This is a genomic window from Desulfosalsimonas sp. (assembly GCF_046483245.1).
Lineage (GTDB): Bacteria > Desulfobacterota > Desulfobacteria > Desulfobacterales > Desulfosalsimonadaceae > Desulfosalsimonas.
In genome coordinates this window covers 1-19821 of record NZ_JAWODO010000056.1, presented here as the reverse complement: position 1 = coordinate 19821, position 19821 = coordinate 1, and the positions used below count along the sequence as shown (strand labels likewise).

Annotated in this window: 16 protein-coding genes; 9 read left to right on the top strand and 7 right to left on the bottom strand. The window is 56.6% G+C overall.

What is annotated here, in order from left to right; all coding sequences use genetic code 11:
* Positions 1 to 4: 4 nt before the first annotated feature.
* Entirely contained in the window at positions 5 to 1222 is a 1218-nt protein-coding gene (locus R6U41_RS05770; RefSeq protein WP_410268882.1) for a hemolysin family protein, read from the bottom strand.
* The gene (locus R6U41_RS05765) at positions 1219 to 3855 is read right to left on the bottom strand and encodes a mechanosensitive ion channel domain-containing protein (RefSeq protein WP_410268881.1); all 2637 of its coding nucleotides are present in this window, start codon (positions 3853 to 3855) and stop codon (positions 1219 to 1221) included. Before R6U41_RS05765 ends, R6U41_RS05770 begins: the two co-directional genes overlap by 4 nt.
* Before the next feature lie 258 nt (positions 3856 to 4113).
* On the opposite strand from R6U41_RS05765, the gene R6U41_RS05760 reads away from it, so the two are divergent.
* The 3 genes from R6U41_RS05760 to R6U41_RS05750 all read left to right on the top strand — a co-directional run bounded on the left by R6U41_RS05760 (position 4114) and on the right by R6U41_RS05750 (position 9758).
* Positions 4114 to 5838 carry an ABC transporter ATP-binding protein gene (locus R6U41_RS05760; RefSeq protein ID WP_410268880.1) on the top strand — a complete coding sequence of 575 codons (1725 nt, stop codon included), beginning with the start codon at positions 4114 to 4116 and terminating at the stop codon, positions 5836 to 5838.
* Positions 5839 to 5899: 61 nt separating this feature from the next.
* Positions 5900 to 7801 (top strand): ABC transporter ATP-binding protein, encoded by a 1902-nt coding sequence (locus tag R6U41_RS05755; RefSeq protein WP_410268879.1) that lies wholly within the window; start codon positions 5900 to 5902, stop codon positions 7799 to 7801.
* A 193-nt stretch (positions 7802 to 7994) separates the two neighbouring features.
* Positions 7995 to 9758 carry a formate--tetrahydrofolate ligase gene (locus tag R6U41_RS05750; protein ID WP_410268878.1) on the top strand — a complete coding sequence of 588 codons (1764 nt, stop codon included), beginning with the start codon at positions 7995 to 7997 and terminating at the stop codon, positions 9756 to 9758.
* 86 nt (positions 9759 to 9844) lie between these two features.
* Here R6U41_RS05750 and speB read toward each other — a convergent pair whose 3' ends face one another.
* Entirely contained in the window at positions 9845 to 10717 is an 873-nt protein-coding gene (gene speB, locus R6U41_RS05745) for an agmatinase (protein ID WP_410268877.1), read from the bottom strand.
* A gap of 2 nt (positions 10718 to 10719) precedes the next feature.
* Complete coding sequence (locus R6U41_RS05740) at positions 10720 to 11265, bottom strand: pyruvoyl-dependent arginine decarboxylase (RefSeq protein ID WP_181552573.1); 546 nt, start codon at positions 11263 to 11265, stop codon at positions 10720 to 10722.
* Between the two features lie 100 nt (positions 11266 to 11365).
* Here R6U41_RS05740 and R6U41_RS05735 point away from each other — a divergent pair, with 100 nt between their 5' ends.
* Genes R6U41_RS05735 through R6U41_RS05725 form a run of 3 tightly spaced genes read left to right on the top strand, consistent with a single transcriptional unit; the run spans position 11366 to position 13891 of the window.
* Positions 11366 to 11662 carry a hypothetical protein gene (locus tag R6U41_RS05735; protein WP_410268876.1) on the top strand — a complete coding sequence of 99 codons (297 nt, stop codon included), beginning with the start codon at positions 11366 to 11368 and terminating at the stop codon, positions 11660 to 11662.
* Positions 11640 to 12182 (top strand): phage holin family protein, encoded by a 543-nt coding sequence (locus R6U41_RS05730; RefSeq protein ID WP_410268875.1) that lies wholly within the window; start codon positions 11640 to 11642, stop codon positions 12180 to 12182. Before R6U41_RS05735 ends, R6U41_RS05730 begins: the two co-directional genes overlap by 23 nt.
* The gene (locus tag R6U41_RS05725; protein ID WP_410268874.1) at positions 12173 to 13891 is read left to right on the top strand and encodes an ABC-ATPase domain-containing protein; all 1719 of its coding nucleotides are present in this window, start codon (positions 12173 to 12175) and stop codon (positions 13889 to 13891) included. The genes R6U41_RS05730 and R6U41_RS05725 overlap by 10 nt, the downstream gene beginning before the upstream one ends.
* A 9-nt stretch (positions 13892 to 13900) precedes the next feature.
* Here the strand turns inward: R6U41_RS05725 and R6U41_RS05720 are convergent, their stop codons facing one another.
* Genes R6U41_RS05720 through R6U41_RS05710 form a run of 3 tightly spaced genes read right to left on the bottom strand, consistent with a single transcriptional unit; the run spans position 13901 to position 17078 of the window.
* Complete coding sequence (locus tag R6U41_RS05720; RefSeq protein WP_410268873.1) at positions 13901 to 15271, bottom strand: nucleoside recognition domain-containing protein; 1371 nt, start codon at positions 15269 to 15271, stop codon at positions 13901 to 13903.
* Between the two features lie 11 nt (positions 15272 to 15282).
* Entirely contained in the window at positions 15283 to 16422 is a 1140-nt protein-coding gene (locus tag R6U41_RS05715; protein ID WP_410268872.1) for a DNA-methyltransferase, read from the bottom strand.
* On the bottom strand, positions 16419 to 17078 hold the full coding sequence (locus R6U41_RS05710) for a TIGR00730 family Rossman fold protein (RefSeq protein WP_410268871.1): 660 nt from the start codon (positions 17076 to 17078) through the stop codon (positions 16419 to 16421). The genes R6U41_RS05715 and R6U41_RS05710 overlap by 4 nt, the downstream gene beginning before the upstream one ends.
* A gap of 190 nt (positions 17079 to 17268) precedes the next feature.
* On the opposite strand from R6U41_RS05710, the gene R6U41_RS05705 reads away from it, so the two are divergent.
* From R6U41_RS05705 to smpB, 3 genes are read left to right on the top strand one after another with little or no spacing between them, the layout of a single operon-like run.
* A complete protein-coding gene (locus R6U41_RS05705) occupies positions 17269 to 17529 on the top strand; it encodes an HPr family phosphocarrier protein (protein ID WP_410268870.1) in 261 nt (86 codons plus the stop codon).
* A gap of 11 nt (positions 17530 to 17540) precedes the next feature.
* Positions 17541 to 19310 (top strand): phosphoenolpyruvate--protein phosphotransferase, encoded by a 1770-nt coding sequence (gene ptsP / locus R6U41_RS05700; RefSeq protein WP_410268869.1) that lies wholly within the window; start codon positions 17541 to 17543, stop codon positions 19308 to 19310.
* 49 nt (positions 19311 to 19359) lie between these two features.
* On the top strand, positions 19360 to 19821 hold the full coding sequence (gene smpB / locus R6U41_RS05695; protein WP_410268868.1) for an SsrA-binding protein SmpB: 462 nt from the start codon (positions 19360 to 19362) through the stop codon (positions 19819 to 19821).

The following is a 19821-nucleotide window of genomic DNA, read 5'->3' as shown; positions in this document are numbered from 1 at the left end:
CGGCTTACTTGCGCTGGACAATAAAGGAGATCACCCGGTTGCCTTCGACCTCCTTGACCGTGACCACGAATTTTCCGATCACGATCTGCTCCTGCTCCCGGGGAATCCGGCCGATCTGCTCTAAAATAAAGCCGGTAAAGGTTTCATAAGAGGACGATTCCGGAATGTTCATGCGCAGCCTGGTATTGACGATGCTGATGTCGGCCGAGCCCAGCACCAGCCATTCCTTGTCCCGGATCTTGACCACCGGGGGTTTGACAATGTCGGTTTCATCCACGATATCGCCCACAATGGCCTCGAGCACGTCTTCAAGGGTAACCAGGCCGCAGACCTCGCCGTATTCATTGACCACGATGGCGGCATGCTCCTTTTTGCGCTTGAACTGATTGAGCAGCTGGTCGATCTTTTTGTGCTCGGGAACAAAATACGGCGCACGCATGATCTTTTCGATATCCACCCCGGTTTCAGTGCGGATTTCCTGCTTAAACAAGTCCTTGACATTGACCAGCCCCACCACGTGATCAATATTGCCCTCGATCACCGGAATCCGGGTATATCCGGATTCCAGGATTTTTGCCAGGTCCGGTTCCCCGCCCCGTTCAAGCACGAACATGTCCGCGCTCGGGGTCATGATCTCCGAGACGTTGATGTCATCAAGCTTGATGATGTTGTAGATCAGCTCGCGCTCCTCAGGATTGATCTGGCCGCCTTCATGCACCACGTCAACAAACGTGATCAGCTCGTCTTCTGTCACCGGCGGCGTGCCCCGGGCGGCGCCGGCCAGGCGCGGGATGAAATTTAAGATCCAGATCACGGGCAGAAACACGTAAGAAAGCCAGAACAGCGGCAAGATCACCACGCGGGCTACTGCCACGTTGTGCTGGGTGGCCACGGTCTTGGGAAAAATCTCGCCAAACACCAGAATCAGAAATGTCATGATCCCGGTGGCGATGCTTACGGCGTTGCTGGACAAATAATGCATGGCAACAGCCGTGGCCAGGGACGAAGCGGCAATGTTGACCAGGTTGTTGCCGATCAAAATGGTGGAAAGCAGCCTGTGGGGATCTTCTTTCATCCGGAAAATCAGATCGTTGATCCGGCCCCCGGAATTGCCCAAATACCGGGCCTTGGTTTTGCTGATGGAAAACAGAGCGGTCTCAGACGATGAAAAAAAGCCCGAAAGCACTACCAGTACCGCCAGTATAACAAATTGTGGTGTCATGCTTCGTTTTGCTCCTGTGCCCCGGCTGACGCAGGGGGCTCAAGTTTGCCGGTTTTCAGATAAACATCCCGCTGGGGAAAGGGGATGGTGATGCCGTGCTCCTTAAACTGCTTGTCAATATCGCAGCGCACGTCTGTTTCAACGGTTAAAAACCAATCAATGTGGACCCAGAAACGCAGCTTGAAAATCAATGCGCTGTCCCCGAAATCCGAAAACAGCACCTCAGGGTGGGGCCGGCGCAGGATCCGGGGATGCTGGTAGGCCACGTCCATCAAAACCTCCCTGACCAGCGCGACATCGGAGCCATAGGCCACCCCCACCTGGACAGTCCTGCGGATCCGGGCATCGCGGTAACTCCAGTTGGTGACCACCTGGCTGATCAGATCCGCATTCGGAATGATAAGTTCTGCGTTGTCAAATGTGCGCATCTGGGTGGATCGCACGTTGATTTCCCGGATCGTACCCCATATGTCGCCGATTTCAATGACGTCTCCGACCTGGATGGGCCGCTCGAACAGCAGGATAATGCCGCTTAAAAAATTATTGAAAATGTTTTGCAGCCCGAAACCAAGCCCGATACCCAGGGCACCGAAGACCACGGTAAGGGCGGTTCCGCTGATGCCCACGGTGCGAAGGGCAATCAAAATGCCCGCCGACCAGAGCACGTAACCGGTGATCCGGAGTATGGAATCCTTCAGGCCGGCCTCCATGTCCGTATCCCTTAGCACCCGGCCGCGGAGAAACTCCTTGAAGATCACGGTAAAAGTATGGACAAACAGCAGCACGATCAGGGCATAAACAAAGCCCATCAGGCTTAAGCGGAAATCGCCCACCGTGGCCTCGTAATTGATGGCATACAGAATATCCACCAGAAAGGTGCGGGGCGCCCCCCATGCCACAAAAAAAGAAAACAGGGCCCCTGCCATGACCCCGATCCGAAGCAGCCGGACAATGAGCCACCGCACCGGATAGGGCCGAGGGCTGAGCGGGTCTATATCCACATCATCGGAACGCTCAATGTGGGCCGCCACATCCGATTCCCGCAGCACCCGATACAGAATAACCACCCAGAACAATAGCAAGGCTGTTTTTGCCCACCCGAAATACCAGTACGCGGCCAGCCCGCCAAAACCCATAAGCTCAGCCAGCAGACCCGGCAGCACCAGCCCGTAACCCATGGCAATCAGAAAGGGTTTGAGCAGCGGAAACCATCGATGCTCGGAAAACTCGGACCCGGCGGTGCTGCGGCGGAATACATAAAAAAAATAAATGCACCAGCCCAGAAGCAAAAATTCAAAGATCAGCCGCCAGGCGATCAGGGTCATGCAATTGGTGCAGATCAACCGGCTTAAAAACAGATAACCAATGCCGTATATCAAAAATCCGGAAAACAGGCGGCGCAGGGGCGAGTATATGCGATGAAACAAGGGATCCGAGGTTTGCCCGCCCAGGGCCTTTAAAAATATCCAGCCCCATCGCACCACCATGACCAGCGCAATCACCCGGATGATCAGCGGCAGCAGGGAAAATACCGGGGTCAGCTGGTATATGGGACGGATCGGGAAAAAATACAGGTAGGCCATGGCCCCGGCCCATGGCAGGGACTTTTGGAACAGCTTGAGCAGGACGTAATGCCAGAAACGTTCATCATCCAGGCTTTTCTGCATCCGTGACCCGCAAAACCGGGTGCATGCATACAAGATCGCCTGGAGCACGGCCAGCAAAAACAAAAACACGCCCAGAAACAAGCTGTACTCATCCCAGGTGACCATCCCGGTTTTGGTCCAGGCGGTCTCGAATATCAGGACGCGGAGGCTCTCAAGGGATTCGCCCAGATTGGTCCGCAGTTCCCCCCTGGCCAGCCGCAGAATCGGGCTGGGATCGTGCTGCAGGATGCGGCTTTTTTTGCGCACCTCGATGTGTTCCTCGATCTTGTCGCCAAGGGGACGAATCCTTTCCAGCAGCCTGCTGAAGCCCTGCTGCTGATCCTTATAAATTTCCAGGATCTGCTCGATCTTGGCCTGCTTGGTTTTGAGCAGGCCAATGAGGGTATCGAGTCCTTCGGCCAGTTCGCTGCTAAGGGATACCTGGGGCGGCCGGGTTTTGATTTCCGTACGCTGATCCGTATAGGACGCAACCTGCTCACGGGTCTCTTCCAGGGCCTTTTCCCAATCGGCGATTTCATCCTTGATTTTTTCGAGCTGTTCCTGAATGTAGCCCACAGCAACGTTTTGGCGGCTTTTGGCCCGTTCCAGTTTCCGGACATCCACCGAGGGCAGCAGCAGAAGATTGGAATAGGTGGATTCCATGAGCTGAATCCGGTTCATCCGATCTTCCACCTCTCCGGCTTCGGCCTGAAGAGACTCAAGTGCTGCGGCAACCCGGTGCAGTTCCTCTTTCTCCACCTCCATGGCTTCGCCAAAGGACTGGGTCAGGGTCTGATAAAGTCGGCTGGCCGGCTGGTTGGTTTCGGTTTCCTGGGCTTCATTGACGGGCTGATCCTGCTGGGCCCGGGGGTCCGGAGACAAGACCAGAAAAAAAACGACCACAACAGCCGCAAACCACGGCCAGTGGCCGCCGGCTGCAGGCCGCCGGTCTTTCTGATTTCCGGAAAAATATCTGCTGGATCTCATTTCCAACTTTCAAACAGGTAAATCAACCGGGACAGGGACTGGCCCGGAAACGGATCCGGCGCGAAAACAGCCAGTGAAAAACGTTTGCGCCGCAACTTTTTCTTATCACAGAGCGATATCAAATATCAATGCACTTTGTGGACCTCTTTGCGGCCCACCCCGGGTGCAGCCGGGGCCTTGTGCCGGCATCAAAAAAATCTTTACACCGCGTGCACCGGCATAGTAATCCAAATGCCACCATCAAACACGGACAGGTCCATGCGTTCATTTCACCTGATAAAACCTTATTTCTCACAGCGGCGGAACCTGATTTTCATCGGCATTGTCTGCCTGATGATCGTGGACGTGCTCCAGCTCTTTATTCCCCGGGTGGTAAAATGGACCGTGGACGATTTGACCGCCGGCCAGGTTGACATGGCCGGCTTGGGCCGGTATGCGGCCATGATCGTAGGCATTGCCGCGGCCATGACCGTGCTGCGGTTTTTCTGGCGCCGGCTTTTGATCGGCACCTCCCGGGTGGTGGAAGAAGGGCTGCGCAACCGGCTGTTTTCCCATATCCAGACCCTTTCCGCCCCGTTTTTTGATCAGCGCTCCACCGGCGATCTCATGGCCCATGCCACAAATGACATCAACAACGTGCGCATGGCCGTGGGCATGGGAATGGTGGCCTTAACCGACGCGATGTTTCTGGGAAGCGCGGCCATCGGGTTTATGGCTTATATCGATCTTCGCCTCACCATTGCGGCCCTGCTGCCCATGCCCGTGATCGTGGTGGTCACCCGGGTTGTCGGTCGAAAAATGCACCGGCTCTACACCCGGGTCCAGGCCACATTTTCGGACATGACCGAAATGGTCCGGGAAAGCTTTGCCGGCATCCGCACGGTCAAGGCCTACAACCGGGAGCAGACCGAACTGGCCCGCATGCAGGATGTATCCAATGCCTATATCACTGAAAACCTCAAACTGGTGCGCATCACCGGCTCTTTTTTCCCCCTGATGGTGTTTTTCACCAACCTGAGCCTGACCATCGTGGTTTTCTACGGCGGGCGGCTGGCCATTTTCGAGCGGATCACGGCCGGCGACTTCGTGGCCTTTATCAGCTATCTCAACATGCTCATGTGGCCCATGATGGCCATGGGATGGCTCACCAACCTGATCCAGCGGGGAAGCGCCTCTTTGGACAGAATCGACTCGATTCTGTCCAGCGAACCCGAAATCCGGGATGCAGCAGACGCCCGGCCGCTTTCCCGGGTCAGGGGCGAAATCCGCTTTGAACAGGTCAGTTTTTCCTACCCGCAGGCCTCGGGGCCGGCTGTTGAAAACATCGAGCTCAAAGTGCCAGCCGGCGATACCCTCGGGATCATCGGCCCCCAGGGCTCGGGCAAGACCACCCTGCTCTACCTGCTCACACGGCGCTATGACGTGTCCGCCGGGGTCATCCGGATCGACGGCCATGATATCCGCACCCTGAAACTCGACGATCTGCGGGAACAGATCGCTCACGTGCCCCAGGAGCCTTATCTGTTTTCCGGCACCATTGCCGAAAACATCACATTCGGCAGATCCGTGGACCATGATCGGCTTGTGGAAGCCGCGCGCCGGGCCTCGCTTTATGAAACCATCTGCGAGTTTCCAAAAGGATTTGAAACACCGGTGGGCGAAAAAGGGGTGGTGCTTTCCGGGGGGCAGAAACAGCGCATCGTGCTGGCCCGGGCCCTTCTGCGGGATGCGCCTGTTTTGCTGCTCGACGATCCCATCGGACAGGTCGACACCCGGACCGCGGCCGATATTATATCCGTGATCCGGGAACTGGCCCGGGAAAAAACCGTGATCATCGCCTCCCACCGGATCCCGGCGGTGTCCTTTGCCGACCGGATCATTGTGCTCGACAGCGGCCGGATTGCCGAGGCCGGGACGCACGGGGAGCTGATGGAACATAACGGGTATTATGCAAGGACTGAGATACTGCAGAGATATGAGTGAGGTTCAAGGTTCAAGGTTCAATATTGAGATCAGGCGATTGGGCAAAGGAATGATTTGGTAAATGAGTGGTGAAAGGGACATATTTGCGGAAAAGGAGCTGGGAAAGGCCCGGGATACCGGACTTTTGCGCCGGCTTTATCCGTTTGCCGCCCCCTACCGGGTGCTGCTGGCAGTGGCACTTGTGCTCATGGCCGCGGTCACGGTGCTGGAACTGGCCATTCCTTACGTGACCAAGGAGGCCATTGACCGCTATATCGTGCCGGAAAAAAATATAAGCATGCCCGGGCCCGGGGTTTCGGCTGACGAAGGAGCAGCGGAGAAAGCCCGGGAGCCGGGGCAAACCTCTTCGGATGCGCCTTCGGAAACATCCCGAAATCTTTCAGAAAACGAGCAACTATCCGGCCTGGGCCGGGCGGCCATGGTGCTGGTGGCCATTATTCTGCTCAACCTGGCGGTCAACTTCCTCCATGTAATGATTGTAGAATACACGGCCCAGCACGTTATGCATGATCTGCGCCTGAAGCTGTTTGACCACATCCAGCGGCTGTCTGTACGATTTTTCAACCACAACTCCGTGGGCCGCCTGGTGACCCGGACCACCAACGACATCCAGAACATGCACGAGATGCTGACCTCGGTGATCATCTTTGTGCTAAAGGACCTGTTTCTGCTGCTGGGCATTACAGCGGTGCTTTTTGCCATTGACTGGCAGCTGTCGCTGGCGGTTTACGTCATTTTTCCCCTGGTGTTTTACGCCGGTTTCCGGTTTGCCGGCACCGCCCGGCAGGCCTTTCGCACCCTTCGCATCAAGGCCGCGGAAATCAACACCAAGTTTTCCGAAACCATCGGCGGGGTGGGCATTATCCAGCTCTTCGGCCAGGAGAAAAACAATTACGACAACTTCCGGCGCATCAACCATGAAAATTTCCTGGCCGGAATGCGCCAGATCACGGTTTTTGCCATGTTTATGCCCTTTATCGAGCTGATGAGCTCGGTGGGCCTGGCCGTCGTGATCTTTGCCGGCGGCTCCGGGATACTGGCCGGCCGGGTGAGCCTAGGCGAACTGGTGATGTTTATATCCTATGTCCGCATGTTTTTCCGGCCCATCAGAGATATTGCGGAAAAATACAACATCACCCAGAATGCCATGTCTTCGGCCGAACGGATTTTTCAGATCCTGGACGAAGACGACCGCATCCCCGAACCCCGCGCACAGGATGCTGAAGCCGTGCCAAAGCGCTTTGAGAAAATCAGCGCTGATAACCTCTGGTTCGGGTATCAACCGGAGCAGCCCGTGCTAAAGGGAATCGATTTCACCCTGGACGCCGGCCGGACCCTTGCGGTGGTGGGGCCCACGGGCGCGGGCAAAACCTCGCTGATTCACCTGCTGGTGCGCTTCTATGATCCGGACCAGGGGGCCATCCGGATCAACGACATTGATATCCGAAAGTTTGCGTCCGGCGCGCTTCGCAGCAAAATCGCCCTGGTCTCCCAGGAGCCGTTTTTGTTTTCCGGAACCATTTTCAACAACATCTTCGGGGCCAACGGCACGCCGGACGAACAAACCGTGGCCCGGATCCTGGATCAGTCCCGGAGCCGCTCGTTTATCCAACGCCTGCCAGACGGCATCCACACCCGTCTCACAGAACAGGGCGCCACCCTGTCCTCGGGCCAGCGCCAGCTGATCTCCATTGCCCGGGCCCTGGCCGCAGATCCGGAGCTGATCATATTTGACGAGGCCACGTCCTACATTGACTCGGAAACCGAGGCCAGCATCCAGGATGCGCTTTCCAACCTCATGGCCGAGCGTACGTCCATCGTGATTGCCCACCGCCTGTCCACGGCCAGAATCGCAGACACCATCCTGGTCCTGCACCACGGGCAGATCGCCGAATCCGGCTCCCACGCGCAGTTAATGACCCGAAACGGGTTTTACAAAAGGCTGGTGGAAATACAGGGATAAGACACCGTTGAAAGCTGCCGGTCGCAAGGCACAAAGGCGTTTTTGAAATTTTTGTCTTGCCGGCGATGAAATACGTTGGATTGGTCTTGTCAAAAATGGGCCGAAATGGTATGTAGAAAGTTCATATGCTTGTTTAGGCCGTAACCCTTAGATAATATTCATTATCAACCCAAAACGCCAAAGGAGAGAAAACATGGCATACGATGTAAGCAAAATGGCCGACTGGCAGGTTTCCGAAGCGGCGGAGCAGAACATGCCCATGCCCGAGGAATGGCAGGACAAACTGGGGCTTACCCGGCAAGAGATGATTCCCATGGGCCGGCTTTCCAAGATCGATTTCCTAAAGGTCATGAACCGGATGCAGGACAAGCCGGACGGGAAATACATCGAGGTTACCGCCATCACGCCCACCCCGCTCGGTGAGGGCAAATCTACCACATCCGTGGGCCTCATGGAGGGCCTGGGCAAACGCGGCAAGAACGTGGGCGGCGCCCTTCGACAGCCTTCCGGCGGACCGACCATGAACATCAAGGGCTCTGCGGCCGGCGGCGGCAATGCCATCCTGATCCCCATGACCGAGTTCTCCCTGGGGCTGACCGGTGATATCAACGACATCATGAACGCCCACAACCTGGCCATGGTCGCCCTGACCGCCAGAATGCAGCACGAGCGCAACTACGGCCCGGAAAAAATCGAAAGACTCTCCGGCATCCCGGCCTTAAACATCGACCCCAACCGCGTGGAAATGAACTGGATCATCGACTACTGCGCCCAGGCTTTGCGCAAGATGGTCATCGGACTCGGCGGCAGGGCCAACGGCTATACCATGGAATCGGGCTTCAACATCGCGGTCAGCTCCGAGTGCATGGCCATCCTGGCCATCGCCAAGGACCTGCCCGATCTCCGGGAAAGATTGAGCAACATCACCGTGGGTTTTGATATTTCCGGCAACCGGGTCACCACCGGCGACCTCCAGGTCGGCGGCGCAATGACCGCCTGGATGCGAAACACCATCAACCCGACCCTGATGTGCACCGCTGAGTATCAGCCCTGCTTCGTGCATGCCGGCCCGTTTGCCAACATCGCGGTTGGCCAGTCCTCCATCATCGCCGACCGGATGGGCCTGAAGATGTTTGACTACCATGTCACGGAAAGCGGTTTTGCCGCTGACATCGGTTTTGAAAAATTCTGGAACGTCAAGTGCCGCAACTCGGGCTTAAAGCCCCACGTTTCCGTACTCACCGCCACCATCCGCGCACTGAAGATGCACGGCGGCGGACCCAGGGTTGTTCCGGGACGTCCGCTTCCCGAGGAATACACCAAGGAAAACCTGGACCTGCTGGAAAAAGGCATTGAAAACATGGTCCACATGATCGGCGTGATCCGCAAGTCCGGCATGAACCCCGTGGTTTGCATCAACTGCTTCCCCACCGACACCAAGGCGGAAATCGAGCTGGTCAAGAAAAAAGCAGAAGAAGCCGGCGCCCGGTGCGCACCGTCCACCCACTTCATGGACGGCGGCGACGGCGCCCTTGAGATCGCCGATGCCGTGATCGACGCCTGCGAGGAAGAGTCCAAGTTCGATTTCCTCTATTCCATGGACAAGCCCCTGCGCGAGCGCGTGGACACCATCGCCCGCGAGGTCTACGGCGCAGACGGCGCGGACTGGCTGCCGGATGCCGAAAAGAAACTTGAAATGCTGGATTCCGATCCCCAGTTCAAGGAGTACTCCACGATGATGGCCAAGACGCACCTGAGCCTGTCCCATGAGCCCACCTGGAAGGGCGTGCCCAAGGGATGGCGACTGCCTGTGCGCGACATTTACATCTACTCCGGGGCCAAGTTCCTGGTACCGGTGGCCGGCGCCATCCCGTTTATGCCCGGCACCAGTTCCAGCCCGGCCTACACCAAGGTCGATGTGGACACGGAAACCGGCAAGGTCAGCGGACTGTTCTAGCAAAAACGAAAAAACCAGCCTGACACAACAAAAGCCCCGGGGCGCGCCCCGGGGCTTTTTAGTTTGAAATGGCGCTTTGACCAAAATCAAAGCAGATAAACGAGCATTTTCTGGGCGATGCGGGCGGCGGTAAATTCGGAAACCTGGGTGTTGGGGATTTTGGCCAGCTCGGTGATGTCTGCGGCAACCACTTTTTTGCCGGAAGCCCCCAGGCGGTGCAAAAGCTCCACCATCTGGCGGTAGCTCAGCCCGCCGGGCTCCGGGGTGCCTGTGCCGGGGATCACGGACGGGTCCAGGCCATCGAGATCCACGGTGAGATACACCCGCTCCGGCAGGGCGGCAATGGCCTGGTCCATCCACGAATGATCCAGGGGATCAATCCCATGCGCAAAAATCGGGTTCAAACCTTGATCTTTGACATATAAGGCCTCTTCTGCGGAAAAAGACCGGATGCCGGCCTGGACAAAGGGCAGGCGCAGATCGTCTGCCACCCGGCGCATGACGCAGGCATGGTTGAAGCGGCTGCCGTTGTACGAATCGCGCAGATCCAGGTGGGCGTCAATCTGCAGCACACCCATATCCGGGTATTTTTCAGCCGCGGCTTTTGCCGTGGCAATGGTAATGGCGTGATCGCCGCCCAAAAACAAGGTAAACTTTCCGGTCTCCAGGCACCGGGCGGCAGCCGCGCGGATTTCCTCCATTGCAGGCTCCGGCCGGGGTGTGGGCGCAAGCGCGTGCAGGGTGTGAATGCCGACCCGGCCCCAGTGCACAAGGGTTTGCTCGTCCACATCCTCGAGTTCGGCCGATGCGGTGAGCAGGTGAATCGGCCCTTCCCGGCTGCCGATGCCGTAGGACGGGGCAACTTCGTAGCAGACCGGCAAAACCAGCACAGCGGCTGCGTCCATGTCCCGGACCTGCATTTCCGCGCCCCCGAAGGGGACAAACAAGTTGGAGGCCATGATTATTTCACGAATATGGCGGCTGCCAGCACCGTAGTCCAGAGGCTGCCCTCGGCGCCCAGGGCGGCCTGGCTGACATGCCTGGAATGAATGATTTTGCCCGACATCTTGTAGATGTCTCTGCGTTCGTCATAGTCTTTTTCCGGGTCAAACTCGATGCCAAGGGTGGTGGCCAGCATGGAGGCGGCCATGTCTTCTGCAAACTCGCCGGCTTCCACCTCGGTCTGGCCGAAACCGTGATGCTCGGAAAGATAGCCGTAGCGCTCGTTTCCCTCGGGCAGTGCAAGGCCGACGCTTGCCACCAGCCGGCGGCCGGGCTCCCGGCTCTGCTCCCGGGCCATGACACAGTGGGTGATCTCGCCGGGCTCGAGCTTGGCCAGGCCTTTTTCCTTTTCCAGGATCTTGCAGCCGGGCGGAAAGATGGAAGAGACCTGGACCAGGTTCAAATGGGCGATTCCGGCCTCCCTTAAGGCATTTTCAAAAGAAGCCAAGTGCGCTTTATCAATGCCGACCCCCTTGGTAAAAAACACATATCGTGGTACATACATGATCAGATTCTCCTGCTTGCAATCCGTGCAGTCGTTCGTTTATGGGCAAATTGAATTAAATTTTAAAAAATAAATAATTATATCAAAAGCACCTACAAAAATGAACCTTAAAATTTCAACCAAACGCCACTGCATTGAAACCGAGGTCAAACGGCAATACAACAAGGCGGTTTCCAAATATTTCAAGGCATCCGGCAAAAACGAAAAAAAAGACCTTGAAAACCGCATAGACCTTTTGCATCATGCCATTGAAACACTTGATTTCAGTTCCCTGCGCAGTCGTTATCCGGACCTGCGCGGCGATTCTTCAGCAGAAATTGGCCTGTTCCGCGATGATGCAGGCGCCATCGGCATAACCATCAATGGAGAAGAAATTGAGACGACAAACCCGAATTGACATACGCCGGTTTTCCGCAGGACAGGGACCGGGCCGGGGGCCTTATGACAGCACCCTTGTGCCCATTGTGCTGGCCAAGTGGCTGATCACAACAGCAGCCGTGTTTGCGGCCGCCTACATGATCGAAAATATCGAGGTGAGCGGATTTTTGTCCGCACTTGTTGCAGCCGCGGCCATCGGCCTGCTCAACCTGTTTTTCCGCCCGGTGCTGCTGGTGCTGACCCTGCCCATCAATGTCATGAGCCTGGGCCTGTTTACCTTTATCATCAACGCGCTGATGTTAAAGATTGCATCGGTTCTCACCCCGGGTTTTTTGGTGGTTGGGTTCTGGAGCACGGTTTTCGGCTCCATTATCATCAGCCTTGTGAGCTGGATCCTAAATTCCCTTCTGGCCGATATCCAGCGCCCAGGCCCGGGTTCGGGCCCGGGACGAAGACCGGGATCCGGGCCGGGGCCGGGCCCCGGGTCGGGATCAGACGATCATATTGACCTGGAAAAACGAGGAGACAGATGGGAGTAAAACCGGCTGATGTGCTGCGCGATCAGCTCAGGCGCATTGACGGCAAGGGATATAAGGCCTACAAGGATATCGTGGGCGGCTATGATTTCAAAAAGTTTGCCCTATACATCGATCATGTGCAGGGCGATCCGTATGCCGCCCCGTCGCGTCTTCGGGTCCGCGTCAAACGAACGGATTGCGGATTTGCCAAAGATACCACCGAAACCAGAAGCCGCACCATCGCCCTTGGCGATTTTTTAACCCGGCGGTTTTGGCAGCAGAGCCGGCGGCTGTCAAAGGGAAGCCGGGGCAGCGGAAAAAGCGGGATCATCACCATTGACCGGCCCGGCCAGCAGATCCTTGAGCGAAGCGCTTTTCTGATCAATGACGATTTCGTGGAAACCCGTTTTTTCATGGGGCTTCCGGCATTTGGCAGAAAAATCGCCGGCCGGGACGCAGAGGCCATGTTTTTCTCCGAGCTGCCCGAGATTGTCAGCACCTCCCTGTTTTTTTCCGCCCTGGACCCAAAGGCCGTCTACCGGCACATCGAAACCGCGGAAGACGCGGACGCGGCCCGGGCCATGCTCCTGGAAAAAGGCCTGATCGCATTTATTGCAGACAACAGCCTGCTGCCCCGAAGAAGCGGAATCGACGACCGCCCCCTGGATGATCCCCGGGCGGTGCAATTTGCCTCTGATAACACCTACCGGGTCACCCTGGATCTGCCCAATTGCGGAAAAATTACCGGCATGGGCATTTTTCGCGGCATCAGCCTGATTGTGGGCGGGGGATACCACGGAAAATCCACCCTGCTCCATGCCCTTGAACGCGGGATTTACAACCATGTTCCGGATGACGGCAGACAGTTTGCCGTCACAGTGAAAAACGCGGTCAAGATCCGGGCCTGCGACGGCAGAAGCATTGCACAAACCGATATCTCCTCATTTATCAGCAACCTGCCCCTGCAAAAGGACACAGCCCGGTTTTCCACCCAAAACGCCAGCGGCAGCACCTCCCAGGCGGCCAACATCATCGAGGCCGTGGAAGCCGGGGCCGAAGCCATACTGCTGGACGAGGACACATCCGCCACCAACTTCATGATCCGGGACCGCCGGATGCAGCAGCTGGTGGCCAAGCAAAGCGAGCCCATCACCCCGTTTATCGACAAGGTTCGCCAGCTCTACACCGAAAAAGGGGTTTCCACGGTGCTGGTCATGGGCGGCTCAGGCGATTACTTCAGCGTGGCCGACCATGTGATCCGGATGACTGAATACCTGCCGCGGGACGCAACAGATGCGGCCAGACAAATCGCCCAAAACGACTCCGCCGGGCGGCAGGCCGAGGGCGGGACGGATTTCGGCCGGATTGCCGCCCGCATTCCCCAGGCACAAAGCATATCCGTGTACCGCCGCAACAAAAAGATGAAAATCGCCGGCAGAGGGGTCCGGGAAATCCTGCTGGGGGAAACAGATGTGGATTTAAACGATCTGGAGCAAATCGTGGATACTTCCCAAACCCGGGCCCTGGCCCATGCGGTCTATCATGCCTCCGGGTTTATGGACGGCCGCCTGCCGCTGCGGCAAGTAGCTGAAAAGGTGATTGCCGATATTGAAAAAAAAGGACTGGATGTGCTCACCCCCTTTGTCACCGGCGATCTTGCGGCAATCCGCGCCATTGACATCGCCGGTGCCATCAACCGGATCCGCACCCTGAAGGTGAGCCAGCAATAAAGGGCGCTTTTACGCCAGCAGCAGGGTGCAGGCCAGCACGGCAAACATAATGCCGGCCAAATCTGCGGTCAGGGCCGCGGCCATGGTGTGGCGCACCCTCCGCACCTGCACGGCCCCGAAATAAACCGCCAGCACGTAAAACGTGGTCTCTGTGGAACCCTGGAAGGTGGAAACCAGGTAGCCGATATAGGAATCCGGCCCCACCGCCGGGTCATTGATGATCGAGGCCAGCACCCCGTAGGCCCCGGAGCCTGAAAGGGGCCGCAGCAGGGCCATGGGCAGGGCTTCCGCCGGAAGCCCGATTTTTCCCGTCACCGGCCCCAGCATGCCCACCATGGCCTCCAAAGCCCCGGATGCCCGGAACATTCCCACTGCCACCAGAATGGCCACCAGGTAGGGAATAATTTTGACCGCCACATAAAACCCCTCCTTTGCCCCCTCCACAAACACCTCATAGACCCGCACACCCCGAATCATGCCGTAAGCAAGAAAACCCGCCACCAATCCGGGGATAATCCAGGGAGAAATCACGGTGCCGTAGACAATGGCCAGGGGGATGATTGCGAGCACGCAGCAAAGCACCGCAAGGCTCACCCAACCGGGATAGCCCGCTGAAGCCGATTCAAGCATATCGGCATATTCATGCTCCGGATTTTGGTCCGAATCCGGATCTGAGTTCTGATTCGGGTCGTGTTCTTCTTTGGCTCCGGTGCGTTCGGCAGCGTCCGTTATGGGATCTGCGGCTGGCCCGCCTGCCAAAACAGCCGGGGCCGGCGATGAAAACCGCTGGTAGAGCTTGGTTGCCGTGATGGCCACCAGCGTGGAGCCCAGGGTGGCAAACAGGGTGGTGGGCAGGATTCCGGCCGGGTCCCCGGATCCGGCAGCGGCCCGCAGGGCGATCACGCCGGTGGGCAGCAGGGTAATGCTTGAGGTGTTGATGGCCAGAAACAGGGCCATGGCATTGGTGGCCGTGCCCTTTTCAGCGTTTAACGTGTCGAGCTCCTGCATGGCCCGAATGCCAAAGGGGGTGGCCGCGTTTCCCAGGCCCAGGGCGTTTGCGGATATGTTTAAAATCATGGCGCCCATGGCCGGATGATCCGCGGGCACATCCGGAAACAGCCGCACCATCACCGGCCGCAGCAGCCGGGACATGACATTTAAAAGACCGCCCTTTTCCGCCACCTTCATCAGGCCCAGAAACAGGGTCATCACTCCGATCAGGCCGATGGCCAGTTCCACCGCACCGGCCGCCGAGTCCACCACGGACTGGGACAAGGCCTCGATGGGCATGGTGTCCCCGGTTTGCGGGCCGCTGAACACCTGGCGGCCGGCGGCAAACAAAAACGCGATCATCACAATGGCAAAAAATATCACATTCATTGCAGCAGGCCTTAAAACAGGCTTTTCTGAACCGGAGCCGACGGTTCAGGTTTTTCCGGGGTTTGAGCGGATTCGGCGTGCCCGCCATTGAAGAGGCCGGCAGGTGGGGCGTCATCATAGCCGACCACAAAACGCCCCGGCTCCGGCACGTGCACTTTGTGCGGGTAAAAAAATCGCAGGGCGGTCTCCTGGCGGGTCATCACGGGAAAACCGTAATGCGCATTCATGTATTTCAGGGGCTTGCCATCGGCCTTTCGCGCGGCTGCAAAATCCATGTGCGCACGGAGCCGGTCGTCAATCACCTGCCCTGCAAAATCCGGGATCTCCCGGCTCTTTTTTTCCATGACCGGATAAAAATCCTTTTCCATTTCCACGCCCGCGCTGTTTCTGGCTGCGGCCATGGCTGCAAACAGGGTGGTGCCGGTGCCGGCAAAGGGGTCGAGCACAGTGTCTCCGGCCACGGAATACATGCTGATCAGCCGGTAGGGCAGCGCAAACGGAAACGCGCCGCTTCGCTTGCGCAGATTCTTTTCCACCAGGTCCTGGCGGGCGCCCTTGAGATCAAACCAAATATCCGAGAACCACTGGTTGCGCTCCTCCCAGAAAAACGCGCTCTGCTGGCGGTGCAGGCGCTGGTCCGCGCCTTTAAAGTCCCGCTTGGCGCCTTTTCTGAAAATCAGCACGTATTCGTGCTCCAACGTCACGTAAGCCCCGGCCGGCAGCATGCCCGAACCCATGAACTTGTTGGGCGCGTTTGTCTGCTTGCGCCACAGCACCGCAGGCAACGGATACATGCCCAATGCCATAAAGGCCTGCATGATCCGGGAATGATTGGGATACAAAGAAAAATTTTCGCCTGCCTTGCGCACGGCATCGCCGATATTGATACAGGCAAACCCGCCGGGGGCAAGCACCCGGCACACCTCCTGCCAGACAGGATCCAGCACTTGGTGCATCCGCTCAAAAGCGTCCCACCCGTTTCCGGCTTCCAGGCTTTCGGCAATGGCCGGCTCCAAGTGCGAAAAGATTTCATCCCACATTCCGATCATGGGATAAGGCGGGGAGGTCACCACCAGTTCCACGCTCTGATCGGCCAGAAAATCCATTTTCCGGCTGTCGGCAAAACAAATCCGATGGCTGGTTTCCATCATGGGCGCTGGACCTGGGCGAACTGCCTGACAATCTCCAGGACCTCGGCAGGGTCATCTGTCAAATGAATAATGTCCAGATCCCCGGACGAGATCGTCTGATGGGACAGAAGCTGCTGTTTGATCCATTCCAGGAGGCCGCTCCAGTAGTCCCGGCCGAACAAAATCACCGGCAGGGGCACAATCCGGTCGGTCTGGATCAGGGTGACGGCCTCGAACAGCTCATCGAGCGTGCCAAAGCCGCCCGGCATGATCACATAGGCGGACGCGTACTTGACAAACATGACCTTGCGGACGAAAAAATACTTGAACTCCACCTGTATATTGGCAAATTCATTGGGGACTTGCTCCCTGGGCAGCTTGATGTTCAATCCTACGGACTCACCGCCCTTGTCTGCCGCGCCCTTGTTGGCCGCTTCCATAACACCGCCGCCGCCGCCGGTGATCACGGCAAAACCGTTTTGCGCAAGCATCCCGGCCAGCTCCATTGCCTTCTGATAATAGGGGTTGTCGGCTGTCATCCGGGCAGAGCCAAATATGCTCACTGCCGGGCCAAGGTCATATAAGGCCTCGACACCATCGACAAATTCCCCCATGATCTTAAACAGCCGCCAGGCTTCTGTGAGCTTGATATCTTCGACTATGTGCTGCTTTTCCATGTCCCAACCTTTCTTCTAAATGATAAGCATTCGGCTTTAGTAACAATCCGGGTATGGGTTGTCAATTGTTTAAACACCCGGTTCAGGCGATATCCGGCAACGATTTAGTTGACAGAATAAAGGGCAACGTGTTAAAATTATAAAATTATATTAACAAATTATCAACGAAATGAATCATTTGGATAATCACTTGACAAAAACCGTCACCGTTGTCAATGAACTCGGCCTGCATGCCAGGCCTGCGGCCATGATTGCAAGACTTGCCATGAAAGCCGAATCCGGCGTCTGGCTGATCAAGGACGATGAAGAAGTCGATGCCACAAGCATCATTGATATTCTCTCAATTTCCGGCACCAAGGACTCCCGGATCACTCTGAGAATAGAGAATTCCTCAGACGATGAAATTCTACAAAAAATCAGCAAGTTATTTGAAGCCGGCTTTGAGGAGTAATTAGTCTTATTATGACAACAGAACCCACAGAAGAAATCGTTCTCCACGGCATCAGCGGCTCCCAGGGCATCTGCATCGGCAAGGCATACCTGGTGGACAGGGAGGGCGTTGATGTTATTGAACGCTATAATATCGACAACAAGGATGTCGACAAGGAACTCAAGCGCTTCAAGGGCGCCGTCAACAAGGCCAAAAACGAACTTTCCGGCATTATTGAAGACATCCCGGAAGACCTGCGCCAGCATGCCTATATCCTGGAGACCCACCTGCTGCTCCACAAGGACAAAATGCTGTACGGCAAAACCATTGAGCTGATCAAAAACGAGCAGATCAATGCGGAATGGGCCCTGAAAAAGGCCTCGGCCACAGCCAAAAGCGTTTTTAAAAACATCTCCGATCCCTACCTGCAGGCCCGGGCCGCAGACATTGAGCATGTATGCGACCGAATCCTGCGGCATTTGATGGGGACCGTGGACGTAAATATCTCCGGGATCAACAAGCGGGTTATCCTTGTGGCCAACAATCTTTCCCCGGCTGAAACCAGCCAGATCCAGCTCAACCGGGTCATGGGCTTTATCACCGACCGGGGCGGGAAGACCTCCCATACCAGCATCATCGCCCGCACCCTGGAAATTCCTGCCGTGCTGGGCCTGGAACGGGCCACGGCGCTGATCAAGAACGAGGATTTGATCATTGTTGACGGCAATGAAGGCATTGTGATCATCAACCCTGAAGAAGAGACCCTGGTCCGCTACGAAGAGCTTTCCCGCAGATACGAGGCGTATAAAAAGGAAGAGGTGCGCCGGGGCGAGCTGCCGGCCACCTCGGCAGACGGAAAGCATTTCAGGATCATGGGCAACATTGAGCTGCCCGAGGAGGTCGTGGCGGTCAAGGACCATGGCGGAGACGGCATTGGACTTTTCAGAACGGAATTTCTGTATTTGTCGAGAATCGATTTTCCCGGAGAGCAGGAACTCTTTGATCAGTACAAGGAAGTCGTGGAGCTCATGTCGCCCCTTCCAGTGACCATCCGCACCCTGGATATCAACGGGGATAAGGAAATAGAGAGCATGCCCTCCCCGGAAGAAGCCAATCCGGCCCTGGGCCTGCGGGCCATCCGGTTCTGCCTCAAAAACCCGGAAATTTTTAAAACCCAGCTCCGGGCGATTCTAAGGGCCTCGGCCCACGGTTATGTCCGCCTGCTTCTGCCCATGATATCCGGGGCAGAGGAAATCACCGAGTGCATCCGGATCCTGGACCAGGCAGCAGCAGAGCTGGAGCAGGAAGGCCTTGAATACAACCGGGACATTGAAGTGGGCATTATGATCGAAATTCCCTCTGCTGCTGTCATGGCCGACCTGCTGGCCGACATGGTGGATTTTTTCAGCATCGGCACCAACGATCTTGTGCAGTACACCCTGGCCATTGACCGGGGCAACCGCCACGTAGCCCACCTCTACAGCCCCATGCACCCGGCCGTGATCCGGCTGATCCGCCACGTTGTGGATGCCGGCCGACATAAGGGCAAAAAAACCTACATGTGCGGGGAAATGGCCGCAGAACCCATGCATCTTCCCATTCTCATGGGCATGGGAATTGAAGAGCTGAGCATGGCCCCTCAGTCCATACCCAAGATCAAAAACCTCATCCGCAAAATCAACGTCTCCGAGGTGGAAAAACTCATGGACACCCTTTTGCAGCAATCCTCGGTGCAAGACATGGAGCGGATCATCATGGACGCATACGGCGAATTGCTAAACGAAGACATTTACGGCAAATAACCGAATTCTGTCCGGTGAACCATTTTTCAGTTTAAACAGAAAGTCATTCATGAATCAAGACCACGTCAAAATCGTTACAGAAAACCGAAAAGCCAGGCACGAATTTTTCATCCTGGATGAATTCGAGGCCGGGATGGTTTTGCAGGGCACAGAGGTCAAATCCCTGCGCCAGGGCCGGGCCAATCTCAAGGACTCCTACGGCAAATTTAAAAACGGTGAGCTCTGGCTCCACCAGATGCATATCGGGCCCTACCCGTTTGCCTATTATGACAACCACGAACCGGAGCGGCCCAGAAAGCTGCTCATGCACAAATCCGAACTAAAGCGGCTTTACGGCAAAATCAAGGAAAAGGGCCACACTCTGGTTCCCCTGCGGGTGTATTTCAGAGACGGCAAAGCCAAGGTGGTCATGGCCCTGGCCAAGGGAAAACGCCAATACGACAAGCGCGACTCCATTAAGGAACGCGAGGTCAAGCGCGAAATGGACCGGGCCAAAAAACACGCAAGGTAA